The organism is Goodfellowiella coeruleoviolacea (genome assembly GCF_024171785.1).
In the GTDB taxonomy this organism is placed as follows: domain Bacteria; phylum Actinomycetota; class Actinomycetes; order Mycobacteriales; family Pseudonocardiaceae; genus Goodfellowiella; species Goodfellowiella coeruleoviolacea.
The window spans coordinates 134462-146687 of sequence record NZ_JAMTCK010000007.1; the positions used below are offsets into that span (position 1 = coordinate 134462).

The 12226-nt window shown below is 70.6% G+C and carries 11 protein-coding genes; 6 read left to right on the forward strand and 5 right to left on the reverse strand.

All coding sequences use genetic code 11. The features are described from left to right. The first annotated feature begins 159 nt into the window (after nt 1–159). On the forward strand, nt 160–969 hold the full coding sequence (locus tag LX83_RS16610) for a hypothetical protein (RefSeq protein ID WP_253772287.1): 810 nt from the start codon (nt 160–162) through the stop codon (nt 967–969). A gap of 24 nt (nt 970–993) precedes the next feature. Here the strand turns inward: LX83_RS16610 and LX83_RS16615 are convergent, their stop codons facing one another. The 3 genes from LX83_RS16615 to LX83_RS16625 all read right to left on the reverse strand — a co-directional run bounded on the left by LX83_RS16615 (nt 994) and on the right by LX83_RS16625 (nt 4366). Further along, nucleotides 994–1800, reverse strand: coding sequence for an SDR family NAD(P)-dependent oxidoreductase (locus LX83_RS16615; RefSeq protein WP_253772289.1), 807 nt, complete (start codon nt 1798–1800; stop codon nt 994–996). An 88-nt stretch (nt 1801–1888) separates the two neighbouring features. Continuing rightward, nucleotides 1889–3352, reverse strand: coding sequence for an alpha-amylase (locus tag LX83_RS16620; RefSeq protein WP_253772291.1), 1464 nt, complete (start codon nt 3350–3352; stop codon nt 1889–1891). 228 nt (nt 3353–3580) lie between these two features. After that, nucleotides 3581–4366: an amidohydrolase family protein gene (locus LX83_RS16625; RefSeq protein WP_253772293.1), complete on the reverse strand. Its 786-nt coding sequence runs from the start codon at nt 4364–4366 to the stop codon at nt 3581–3583. 105 nt (nt 4367–4471) lie between these two features. On the opposite strand from LX83_RS16625, the gene LX83_RS16630 reads away from it, so the two are divergent. Genes LX83_RS16630 through LX83_RS16640 form a run of 3 tightly spaced genes read left to right on the forward strand, consistent with a single transcriptional unit; the run spans nt 4472 to nt 5505 of the window. Further along, the gene (locus tag LX83_RS16630) at nt 4472–4873 is read left to right on the forward strand and encodes a MerR family transcriptional regulator (RefSeq protein WP_253772295.1); all 402 of its coding nucleotides are present in this window, start codon (nt 4472–4474) and stop codon (nt 4871–4873) included. Nucleotides 4874–4882: 9 nt separating this feature from the next. Further along, nucleotides 4883–5308: a phytase gene (locus LX83_RS16635; protein ID WP_253772297.1), complete on the forward strand. Its 426-nt coding sequence runs from the start codon at nt 4883–4885 to the stop codon at nt 5306–5308. After that, nucleotides 5305–5505, forward strand: coding sequence for a helix-hairpin-helix domain-containing protein (locus LX83_RS16640; RefSeq protein ID WP_253772299.1), 201 nt, complete (start codon nt 5305–5307; stop codon nt 5503–5505). The genes LX83_RS16635 and LX83_RS16640 overlap by 4 nt, the downstream gene beginning before the upstream one ends. Nucleotides 5506–5518: 13 nt before the next feature. On the opposite strand, the gene LX83_RS16645 is transcribed toward LX83_RS16640, so the two are convergent. Beyond that, nucleotides 5519–8548 carry an alpha-mannosidase gene (locus tag LX83_RS16645; RefSeq protein WP_253772301.1) on the reverse strand — a complete coding sequence of 1010 codons (3030 nt, stop codon included), beginning with the start codon at nt 8546–8548 and terminating at the stop codon, nt 5519–5521. 282 nt (nt 8549–8830) lie between these two features. Between LX83_RS16645 and LX83_RS16650 the strand changes: the two genes are divergently transcribed. After that, nucleotides 8831–9676 carry a DUF4184 family protein gene (locus LX83_RS16650; RefSeq protein WP_253772303.1) on the forward strand — a complete coding sequence of 282 codons (846 nt, stop codon included), beginning with the start codon at nt 8831–8833 and terminating at the stop codon, nt 9674–9676. A 243-nt stretch (nt 9677–9919) separates the two neighbouring features. Continuing rightward, on the forward strand, nt 9920–10129 hold the full coding sequence (locus LX83_RS16655; protein WP_253772305.1) for a hypothetical protein: 210 nt from the start codon (nt 9920–9922) through the stop codon (nt 10127–10129). A gap of 493 nt (nt 10130–10622) precedes the next feature. Here the strand turns inward: LX83_RS16655 and LX83_RS16660 are convergent, their stop codons facing one another. Then, nucleotides 10623–11246, reverse strand: a complete 624-nt coding sequence (locus tag LX83_RS16660; RefSeq protein ID WP_253772307.1) for a hypothetical protein — start codon at nt 11244–11246, stop codon at nt 10623–10625. Nucleotides 11247–12226: the final 980 nt, after the last annotated feature.

The window sequence follows — 12226 nt, forward strand, 5'->3', positions numbered from 1 at the left end:
GCGGCCGGGCAGGTGATAGTCCGGTACGCCCGTTGGGCGTGGCTCAGCGGGCGGGGTTCCCTATGTGTCAGGTCCCCGTGCCGGCGCCGCCGGCACCCGTTGCCGGCCGCTGTCGGGCGGTGCCCGGCCGCGGCGGACGGCCAGATGGTGGAGGTGCGCGTGGCTACCGAGAAGGAGCGGCTGGACGCTGTCGAGCCGACCGTGGCCAGCCTGGTGCAGCAGAGCGCCGGGCTCGCCGAGGAGCTGCGGCGGCTGCGGGCCGAACTGACCATGGTGAAGGCGCGCCTGCTGGGCGCGGGCAGCGGCCAGACCGTGGACATGGACGCGGTGGACGGGGAACTCGAACCGGTGGTGGCGGTGCTCCGGCACGCCTGGCAGGTCGAGCAGGCCGTGCTGGCCGACTCGGTGCGCGACGCGCTGCGCCAGCAGGTCGACGAGCTGGCCGGGTTCCGGGAGCGCAACGAGCAGGTGCGGGCCCAGCTGAACACCGCCAAGCTCAGCCGCACCGACCGCGAGGTGCTCGAACACGAGGTGCACCAGCTCACCTGGCGGATCGGCGCGCGCTCCGACGCGGTGCGCCAGGCCAGCGAGCGGCTGGCCAAGGACGACCGGATCCGGGAGGAGCCGGGCCGGCAGGAGGCCATCGCCGCCGGGGACAAGGCCCGGGTGGAGATCGCCGAGCTGGCCAGGCGGCGGGTGGAGCAGGTGCTGGCCCACGACGTGGGCATCCCGATGTGGTTCCGGGTGGCCATGGGCACGCCGCCCTCGCCCGACCCCAGCCAGTGGCTGGCGGTGGCCGGCCGGCTGCTGGCCTACCGGCTGGAGTACGCGGTCACCGACCTGGTCAACCCGCTGGGGCCGAAGCCGGACGCGGACGCCGACTCGGCCGCGTGGGTGCGCCGGCGCGAGGTGTTCGCCGACCTGTCCCAGCAGCTCTACCAGTTCCACCCGGAGCACCAGGGCAAGTAGCGGCGCGCCGCACGGCGGTCCGGCTCACCAGGACGGGTGCGCGGACACGCCGCCGTCCACCACCAGGTCGTGGCCGGTGATCCAGGCCGCCAGCGGCGAGGCCAGGAACACGCAGGCGTTGCCCACGTCCTCGGGCGTGCCCAGCCGGCCCAGCGGAGCGGCGGCGCGCCACCGGGCCACCCCGTCCGGCCAGTCGGCGGCCAGGCCGGGCCGGTCGACCAGGCCGGGGGACACCGTGTTCACCCGGATGCCGTGCCGCCCGTACTCCAGGGCGGCGGCCCGGGCGTGCATGATCACTCCGGCCTTGGCGGTGCTGTAGTGGGCGTGGCCGAACGCGGGCCGGCTGCCCTCGATCGAGGCGATGGAGATGATCGCGCCGCCACCGCCCTGGTCGATCATCCTCCGCGCGGCGGCGGCGGTGAGCTGCACAGCGGTGTCCAGGTTGCTGGCCAGCACCTCGCGCCACTGCGCGGCGGTGAGGTCGACCAGCGGGGTGACCGGCTGGACGCCGGCGTTGTTCACCAGGACGTCGAGCCGGCCGAACGCGGCCACGGCGGCGCCCACCACCACCTCGGCCGCGCGCTCGGCGCGCAGCTCCGCGGCCACGGCCACGGCCCGGCCACCACCCGAGGTGATCTCCTCGACCAGGGCCGCGGCCCGCTCCGGGCTGGCCCGGTGGTGCACGACCACGGCCGCGCCGGCGGCGGCGAACCGGCGGGCGATGCCGGTGCCGATCCCGCCGGAGGCCCCGGTGACCACGGCGACCCGGCCGGACAGGTCCGGCAGTGGCGACGGTGCTTGTGCTGCTGGCGGTGCTGGCGTGTCGGGCATGCGCGCTCCCTGCTGGCCGGTGACCCGGGAACTGTAGGCCGGGCCGGCGGGGACCGGCGGCGCGCCGCCCCCGCCGGCCCGGCTGGTCTCAGCGGGCGCCCACGTGCAGGGCGACCGCGTCACCGGCGCCCACCGTGGCGGTGAACGTCCCGTCCGCGCCCACCGTGTGGGTGGTGCCGGTGCAGCCGCCGCCGGCCACGGGATCACCGTGCTGCACGTCGCAGTAGGTGCCGGCGGGCAGCGAGGTCTGGAACGTCCGGGTGATCGCGCCACCCTCGTGGTTGATCACCACGTAGCCCCGGTCGCCCCGGCCGAAGGCGATGGCGTTGTTGCCGTTGGACCACCAGTTGGTCACCGGGGTGCCGGCGACCGCGTTGCGGAAGCCCACCATGTTGGCGATCTGCCGCCAGCCGTGCTGGCACTTCCAGCCGTCCTGGTAGCAGGCGTTGACCGTGCCGCCGTTGGGCGGGCCGGCGTCGTTGTCGCCGAACTCGTATCCGGAGTGGACGGTGGGCGAGCCGTACGGCCAGGCCAGCAGGTAGACGTTGGCCAGCGTGTAGGTGTTGCCGTACTTGTGGTTGAGGGTGCTGCCGTTGCGCTCGGTGTCCCAGTTGTCCACGAAGGTCCGGGCCCGGTCGCCGGACAGGTAGCCGGCACCCCAGGCCGTGCCCCAGTTGCTCAGGTAGGCCAGCTTCTCGGTGGTGAAGATCCGCTTGAGGTCGTAGGCGCCCTGGAACACGTCCACGTCACCGATGCCGGTGTACTCGGTGGGCTGGACCGCCTCGCCGGCGCCGTAGATGACCTCCTGTGCCCAGAAGATGTTGGGGTTGCTGAGCTTGGCCTTGATGGCGGCCAGGTCGGCGGCGGCGATGTGCTTGGCCGCGTCGATCCGGAAGCCGTCCACGCCGTAGGAGATCAACTTGTTCAGGTAGGCCGCGATGGTGGTGCGGACGTAGTCGCTGCCGGTGTTCAGGTCGGCCAGCCCGACCAGTTCGCAGTTCTGCACGTTGTCACGGTCGCGGTAGTCGGAGATGTTGCCTCGGCAGGAGTGGAAGTCCCAGTCCTGGTAGTAGCCCGGGTAGGTGTACTTGCTGTACCGGGTGCCGCCCGTGCCGGTGCCCGAGCCGGACGTCATGTGGTTGATCACGGCGTCGGCGATCACCTTCACGCCGGCGCCGTGGCAGGTGGCCACCATGGCGCGGAACGCGGCCTCGTCACCGAGGCGGCCGGCGACGGCGTAGCTGACCGGCTGGTAGGAGGTCCACCACTGGGTGCCCTGGATGGTCTCCTGCGGCGGTGAGGTCTGCACGTACCCGTAGCCCTTGGGGCCCAGGGTCTGCGTGCACTCCCTGGCGATCGAGTCGAACCGCCACTGGAACAGGGCGGCGGTGACGTCCTTGGCGCCGGGCGGGGTGGCGGCGGCCCCGGGCGCGGTGGCCAGGCCACCGCCCAGGCAGGCCGCGGCCAACGCGGCCACGAGCGCGCTGGCCGCGCGGGAGCGTCGGGTGCGGGTGCGGGTGCGGGGGCGGTGAACGGCGAAGGCGAACGGCATGGGTACTCCTTTGTCCGGCCGTGCCCTGCGACGCGGGACCCGACGGAAACCACTGGAAACCGCCGGGTCATCCGCTGGGAACTCTTGCGAAAATTAGTTGACTGGACAACCGGTGGTCAACGGCTGGTGGGACGCATCTCCGCGGGCTTTGGACGCAATCCCGGGTAGTCCGTCGGGCGAGAACCGGTGAAAAGATTTGCAGCGATCCGGGGTGGTACGGCGCCGGTGTCAGGCCAGGCCGAGCAGGGCGGCGAGCGTGCCGCCGAGCACCCGGTCGCGCACCTCGCCCGGCGCGACCACGCGCTCCACCGTCGCCCTGGCCAGCACCGGGTCACCGTAGGGGGCGTCCGAGCCGAACAGCGTCCGCTCGGGGATCTCGGCGACCGCCAGCCTGACCGCGAACACCAGGTAGGCGGTGGACAGCTCCAGGTACGCGCTCGGTGTGTCCCGCACCAGTTCGATGGCCTCCATCCAGTTCAGCCCGCCGAGCTGGCTGATCACCAGCGGTGCCTTCGGGTAGCGGCGGGCCAGCCCGGCGAGCGTGCGCAGGTCCGCCGCCGTGGTGGGCGCGAACCCGTGCACCACAACGGGAAGCCCGCCGTGTTCGTGCGCGGCGCGCAGCACCGGTTCGAGGAGGTCGGCCCGGCCGGGCGGCGGGGTCAGCTCGCCGACGCCGCGCAGACCCTGGCCGACCACGTCCCGGTGCACCGCCTCGGCCACCTCGGCGGCGGGCCGGTCCAGGCGCACCGAGCGGAACCCGAGGAAGCGGTCCGGGTGCGCGGCCAGCGCGTCGGTCAGCTCCCGCCAGGCCCGCTGGTAGCCGTCGGCGTCGCCGCGCCCGGCCAGGGCGCTGTCCAGCGCGCCCAGCTCCCGCCGCAGCGCGGCCAGGTCGGTGGCGCGCTCGGGGTGCGGGCGGGTGGGGAACAGCACGGCGCGGTCCACCCCGGCCTCGTCCAGCAGGGCGATGTGCCGGTCCAGCGGGTCGTGCACGTGGCTGTGCGCGTCGATGATCATCATCACTCCTCGTGGGGTGTTCGGGGCGGGGAATGCCCCCGGTGGGAGCGAGTGTTGAACCCTGACACCGTTGGAGGGTCAAGTCGGGTCCACTCGGGAGGGACGATGCTGATCGGCGAGCTGGCGCGGCGGACCGGGACCAGCGAGCGCCTGCTGCGCTACTACGAGCGCGTCGGCCTGCTCGCCCCGTGGCGGCGCGACAACGGCTACCGCGAGTACGACGCGGACGCCGAGCACGTGGTGCGGCGGGTGCGCGCCCTGCTGGCGGCGGGCCTGCCCACCCGGGTGATCCGCCAGGTGCTGCCGTGCGCGTCCGGCGACGGACAGCTGCGGCCCTGCCCGGGTGTGCTGGACACCCTGCACCGACAACTGTCCGAACTGGACGAACAGGCCAGGCGGCTGGACACGGCGCGGCAGGTGCTGCGCGCGGCGATCCGGACGACCGAGCGCCGGCGCGCGCCCGATGCCGAGGCACCGGATCCCGGGGCGGCGGGCGCGCCGCGCTGAGACGAGTGCGTGGTCGGTGGCGCCGACCCCGGGTTCGGCGGCCGGCACCTGAGCGCCGACGTGGAGGGCCTGACCCTCTGCCGCGGCGGTGCCGACGACGAGGGTTACCTGATCGTGTCCAGCCAGGGCGACAGCACCTACGCGGTGGACGAGCGCGCGGACGACAGTGATTACCTCGGCTCGTTCCGCGTCGGCCCCGGTGCCGGCGGCCTGGACGCCACTCTGACAACACCGACAGCCTGTTCGTCACCAACGTCCCGGTTGGCCGGTCCGACCGGGGGCTGCTCCTGGTGCAGGACGTCGCGAAGGCCTTCGACCCGCCCCTGGACGTCGACACCGACCGGCTTCGACCCGCGCCACGACCACGACCGAGTCGGGTGCCCGGTCGGCGGTGACCCCGGACTGTCGGTGCGGGGTGGGAGCATGGCCGGGTGAGCGAACAGTCGACAACGGGCTTTCCCCGGGGCATCGGCGCGCCGGCCACGCGGGCGTTCGTCGCGGCCGGGTACACCGAGCTGCGCCAGCTGGCGGGTGTGCCGGCCGCGGAGCTGGCGCGGCTGCACGGGGTGGGGCCGAAGGCGCTGCGCGTGGTGCGGCAGGCGCTGGAGGAACAGGGCTTGTCCCTCGGGTGAGCCGGGGCAGCGGTCAGCCGGTGCGCGCCGGGCGCAGCCGCAGGGTGCGGATCTGGAACGGCCGCAGGGTCAGGGTCACGCCGTTGTCGCTGACCGCGTGGGGCGGTGCGGCGGGCAGCGGCCGCTCCAGCAGGTCGGTCTCGGTGGCGGCGGCGAGCGGGAACCCCGTGCTCAACCGGGCCCTGGCCCGGCCGCCGCCGGCCTCGTAGAGCCGCACCACCACGTCCCCGGACCGGTCGTCGGCCAGCTTCACCGACTCCACCACCACGGCGTCGTCGCTGATCCGCACCAGCGGCTCGACCGGGGCGCCGCCCGGTGCGGTGCGCTCAGGCAGGTTGATGAAGTAGCCCTCGCGCACGGCGTCGGCGATGTCCGCGCCCGGCACCAGGGCGTAGCGCAACCGGTGGGTGCCCTGGTCGGTCTCGGGGTCGGGGTAGCGGGGCGCGCGCAGCAGGGACAGCCGGACCGTGGTGGTGGTGCCGCCGTCCGGCCGCACCGTCCGGGACACGTCGTGGCCGTAGGTGGAGTCGTTGACCAGGGCCGCGCCCCAGCCGGGCTCGCCCACGTGCAGGAACCGGTGCGCGCAGACCTCGAACTTGGCCGCCTCCCACGAGGTGTTGGTGTGCGTGGGCCGGGACACGTGGCCGAACTGGATCTGGGCGGTGGCCGACTCGGCGCGCACGTCGAGCGGGAAGGCCACCTTGAGGAACTTCTCCCGCTCGTACCAGTCGACCTCGGTGTCCACGTCCAGCCGCTTGGCGCCGGCCCGCAGGGTGAGCACCTGGCGTGCGGTGGACGCGCCGAACGAGCGGACCACCCGCAGCGCCACCAGTTCCGGGTCGTCCTTGACCACCAGGCTGAGTTCGTCCAGTTCGGTCAGGTCCCGCACGGTGTTGCGGTAGAACGGGTCCACGTCCCAGGCGTCCCAGTTGTTGGGCAGGTCCGGGTGCAGTTGCAGCAGGTTCGCTGCGGCCCCCGGCGCGACGGCCTCGCGCTCGGCGGCGATGTCGTACACCGAGGTGACCAGGCCGCGCGCGTCCACCACCACCCGCAGCAGGCCGTTGTCCAGCACGAAACCGCCGTCCTGCTCGCGCACGGCCACCGGGTCACCGGCCGGGCCGGCCACGAAGCCCGCGCCGCCGGCGGGAACCCCGGACCGGGTGTGCGGGGCCGCGTTGAACACCAGCGTGCCCGCGCCGGGCTCGCCGGCCAGCGCCCGCTGCGCTGAGGCGATCAGCGCGCGCAGCTCCTCGGCCAGCTCGGCGTAGGTCTGCCTGGCCTGCCGGTGCACCCAGGCGATGGACGAGCCGGGCAGGATGTCGTGGAACTGGTGCAGCAGCACGGTCTTCCAGATCCGGTCCAGCTCCTGGTAGGGGTAGGCGAAGCCGGTGCGCAGCGCGGCCGTGGCCGCCCACAGCTCGGCCTCGCGCAGCAGGTGCTCGCTGCGCCGGTTGCCCTGCTTGGTCTTGGCCTGGCTGGTGTAGGTGCCCCGGTGCAGCTCCAGGTACAGCTCACCCACCCACACCGGCGGGTTCGGGTAGTCGGCCTGTGCGCGGGCGAAGAACTCGGCGGGTTTCTCGACGCGCACCCGGGGCGAGCCCTCCAGGTCGGCCAGGCGCGCGGCCCTGGCCAGCATCTCCCTGGTGGGGCCGCCACCGCCGTCGCCGAACCCGAACGGCACCAGCGAGTGCCTGGCCACGCCCTTGTCCTGGAAGTTGCGCACGGCGTGGGCCAGCTCCCGGCCGGTGAACTCGGCGTTGTAGGTGTCCACCGGCGGGAAGTGGGTGAACACCCGGGTGCCGTCCAGGCCCTCCCAGGCGAAGGTGTGGTGCGGGAACTTGTTGAACTGGCTCCAGGAGATCTTCTGGGTGAGGAACCAGGTGGACCCGGACAGCGCGACCAGCTGCGGCAGCGCCGCGGAGTAGCCGAACGAGTCGGGCAGCCACACCTCCCGGGTCTCCAGGCCGAACTCGTCGAGGAAGAACCGCTTGCCGTGGACGAACTGCCTGGCCAGCGCCTCGGCGCCGGGCATGTTGGTGTCCGACTCCACCCACATCCCGCCGACCGGCACGAACTGGCCGGCGGCCACCTTCTCCCGCACCCGGGCGTACACCTCGGGCCGGTGCTCCTTGAGCCAGGCCAGCTGCTGGGCCTGGGACATGGCGAACACGAACTCCGGGTGCTCGTCCATCAGCGCGACCACGTTGGCCGCGGTCCTGGCCACCTTGCGGACGGTCTCGCGCAGCGGCCACAGCCACGCCGAGTCGATGTGCGCGTGCCCGACCGCGGACAGCTGGTGCGCGCTGGCGTGCGCGGGCGCGGCCAGCGCCGGGGCCAGCACGGCGCGCGCTGCCGGCGCGCTGCCGCCGATGTCGTCCAGGTCCAGGGTGTCCAGGCAGCGCTCGATCGCCCGCAGGATCTCCCAGCGGCGCGGCGAGTCCACCGACAGCTCGTGCATGAGCTGGCCGAGCACGTCCAGGTCCTGCACCAGTTCCCACACCGGCTCGTCGAACACGGCAAGGTCCATCCGGGCCAGCCGGTACAGCGGGGCGTCGCCGGCGGTCAGCGGGTCGCCCAGGGCGGTGGTCGGCGGCAGGATCAGCGGGTTGGCCGCGGCCTCCACGTGCAGCAGCACCCGCTCGCCGCCGCGCGCCGGCGCGGCGATCCGCACCCAGGTGTTGCGCGGGTTCAGCCCCTTCACCGCCGTGCCGTCCGGCCGGTAGACCAGGCCCTCCGCGGAGAACCCGGACAGGTCCTGAGTGAAGCCCAGGTCGAGCACGGCCTCCACGGTGCGCCCGGCCCACTCGGGTGGCACCGTGCCGGTGACGCGGAACCAGCTGGTGCCCCAGGCCGGCCCCCACGCGTCACCCACCCGGGCGGGCCGGTAGTCGGCGGCCAGGCCGTCGGCCACCGGGACGGGTTCGCCGGGCGCGTGCCACACCGCCACCTCCAGCGGCACCGACTCGGCGTACACGGCGGGGCGGATCCGCTCCCGCAACACCCGGTCCAACCGCTGCTCCACCAGTGTCCTGTCGTCGTGCATGGGGTGGCCCTCCCTGGTCGGCACGCGCCCGCGCGGGCACGCGGGCGAACTGCGGCGGTGGGGTTGGGGATGTCGGGGCGAACACGGGACAAAGCCTCGTCCACTGTGGAGGGACGCGGCGATCGGAGGTGTATACCTGCTCGTCAAGGCATCATGCCAACCGGGGCGGCGTTTGGAAACATCCGCCGGTGGCCGGTTGTGCCCGCCGGAACTGGATCTTTCACCACCTAGGGTGAGCGCTTCCCGCCGGGACCACCCCAGGAGAAACGCGAGGCCAGCAGCGTGCCGTTCACCTTCGCCCATCCGGCGGCCGTGCTGCCGCTGCGCCGGGTGCTGTGGTTTCCCGGCCTGGTCGCCGGCTCGGTCGCGCCGGACATCGCCTACTACCTGCCGCTGCCCGGCGGCCCGGACACCACCCATTCGGTGGTGGGCCTGGTCGGGGCGGACCTGCTGCTCGGTGCGCTGCTGGTGGTGCTCGGCCGGCTGGTGCTCGCCCCACTGCTGGCCCTGGCACCCGCGGGGTGGGGCGCGCGAACAGCACCGCCCGGTCGGTTCACGCGGATCGGCTGGCGCAGCCAGGCGGGAGCCTCAGCGACACCGCGACTCGGCTGGCTGGTCGGGGCCGGGTCGGTGGTGGTGGGCGCGGCCACGCACGCGGTCTGGGACGCGTTCACCCAGACACACGGGGCGGCCGTGCGGCACTGGCCGCTGCTGCGCGTGTCGGTGGTGGGGCCGCACCGGCTGTACAACGTGATCGGGTACGTGTCCTCGCTGGGCGGCCTGCTGGTGCTCGCCGCGGTGGCCGTGGCCTGGTACCGGCGGGCCCCGCGCGAGCACGGCGAGTCGTGGCGCCGGCTGTCGGGGGCGGTGCGCGGCTGGGCGCTCGGGGCGGTCGCGGTGGGCGCGGCCGCAGGCGCCGGTCTGGGTCTCACCGATCCGGTGAGCCAGGTCAGCGCCTACGACTGGGTGCGCCAGCTGCTGCTCGGCGGAGTGCGGGGCGCCGGGCTGGCCGTGGCGCTGCACGTGCTCGCCTGGTACGCCACGAAGATCGGATTGACGCCCACCGCCACACCTGGAACATCCGGAGCTGACGAGATCGCCAACCTCTCGGCCCGCTCCGACGCGTAGAAGTCATCCACCACTTGAATGACAGATTCCTTTACACCCGGAAAACGATCACCGGTCTCGTGCGACACACATTCCAATCGTGGATCTCACCGCCTGTCATGGTCACGTCTCAAAACCAGCGCGGGTCGCTAGCCGACTCCATCACTGGAGGAGCCGGCTAGATCAGGCCACCTCTCGTAGCACAGGCGTCAATACCGCTTCCAGTTCCTGCGGGTTACACCGGGTTTCCTCGCTAAGGAGCACGTGATCACGACGGGCGCGGTGTGCCCAGTGCCCCGCAACCGGAAGAGTGGTGATGTGGAGTGCGAAGGGAGCCGCACCACGCCCCAGGGAACGCTCAAACTCGTCGACGAAGCGGGAAAGCGCTACTCGTTGTTCATGGCTCTGTCTTTGGAAGTTCTTTATGTGGTCGGCTCTGCGCTGTTCAACCCAGAGCGACGCAGTTTCGATTAGTTCTTCGACCATAGGTCGCAGCGTCGGAGTTGGTGCGGCGTTCAACAGCAGCGTGCGTGGCTCATCTGACGCTACCGGAGGCTCAACGGTCAGTAGTTGGTGAAACCAGACGTTCCAGGCCTGGGTCGTGGCCTCACGCTGTTCCGCTTGGTTGCTGGTGGGAACGTTCGGTACCAGCGGTGGTATGGCGAATGCAGAACCGTCTACGAGGCCGAGGGTGTCGCGGACGTACAGGGCGATCCGAAGATTATCTCCCAGTCCTTCCCTTATCGTCCATCTGCCGCTATGATGCATAATTTCACTCCTTCGGAGGGGTGCATCTTGTGCAGAGTGCTCCACTGTGTTCGTTACGGTATCAGTCATGCTCGTGGGGGCGCCAGGCGAGTCGGCACCCCCACGAGCATGAGTTTCCTCAGGTGATTAATTCATCACGACGCTCGGATTTTCCGAGGAATAAATCTTCCTGCTTGCTTCCATCCTAGAAGGATGGTAGTTAGTAGAGATTGGTATCCTGCCAGGGGCCGCCCGAGTAACAGACCTGACCATTGGCCAGAAGTGCCCATCCGCCCGATACTTTCGCCAACGAATACCCGGTTGGGCCGTGGCTGGTTTCCCAGTATGTTTCCCAGTTCCAGTTGTTCACCGGATAGCCCCATGTGCCCACTCCGGTGCCGATGCTGTCGGTGACTGAGACTTCCCAGTAGAACTCGATGGCGGGTGCAGGCCAGACGTCGAAACCGGTGTAGACGTCAGCCTTGCGGTTCCCCTTCGCTGTGTAGTACAGAAAGGAGACCCCGCAGCTACCCCCGACTACCGGTTCGCCGCCAGCTGCGATGACCTGCGGGTCATCCTGGTAGGGCTTGATGCCGTCCTGCTTGATCGGCTGATCGCTGACCTTGACCGAAGTCTGCTTGCCATCCACCAGGACGATCTTGTAGCCGTGCGCGTTGGCGACCTCGATGTTATAACTCTTGGTCACCAAGGCGGCCTGGACTTTCTTCGACTGATCAGCAGGATCCACGGCATCCGCAGTGGCAGTAGCGCCGCTGGATAGCACCAGGCTTGCGATGATAGTTGGGCCTACCAGCGTTCTATTCTTCCATTTGTCAATGAACACTGAATGCCCTCTTCTTGTCGGCTTGAATCGCTGTGTCCAAAAATAAGAGACCAATTAGATGCGGGGTGAAGTATGTGCCACGACTGACTTTGGCTGTATTCCTCGAATCTCTTAGTTGGCCCCTCGGGTGAGACACTAGGGGAAGATGCCGGCAATTCTGGAGCCCTGTTTCCCACTATCACTTCAATGGGTTAGTGGGTCGTAGCTAAGCGTAAGTCCATTTGAAGGGGAGTTTAAATACTAGACCGATTGGGTGTGATTTGTGTCACGGCCATCTGGAGGGCTTTAATCCACCTGGAGCACCGATCTTAGTTGGCTGAACAATATTTGTTCAATTGCTTCCATCGGTTGCTAGGCTGAGTCACCGTGGGGGGAGATGAACTAGTCGATCGACATGCTCGAAGAGCTGAAGTGGAGTTAGCCGGTGCTGTACGGGATCGCTTCCCCGAACCTGTGCTGGCCCAACTGTGGGCCGCCGAGCAACTGCGTCGCGCTGCCGAGAGGCACGTCGGTGAGCTGCTGGAGCAAGCCCACCGGAACCATCGAGTGGGCAATTACACCTGGGAAGAACTTGGCACCGTACTGGGCATGTCACCACAGGGTGCGCGCCAGCGGATGCTGCGCCACCGCGCTACCCGGGATACCTGAGCGTCGATCGCATGGCAGAGCTACAAGTCTGACGCTGTTGAACTGTGCTGGCGTCGGTCAAGGTGCGGTTAGGGACCGAGCTACCACGAGCTCCCGGCGCCAGCACAGTGAAGTAAGCGGATGTCATCCGCGAGCCGGGTGGTCTTTCCGCAGGCGGTCTGGTCGGGATCTGGTGGATTGGGGGGCGCAGGTGTAGGCCTGCGCCCCCCAACGTCATGGCCGAATCACCCTTCACCTCGGCTGGCTGTTGCTGGCTTTACAGCTGGCGTTGGCGCCGGCTGTCGGGGGCGGTGCGCGGCTGGGCGCTCGGGGCGGTCGCGGTGGGCGCGGCC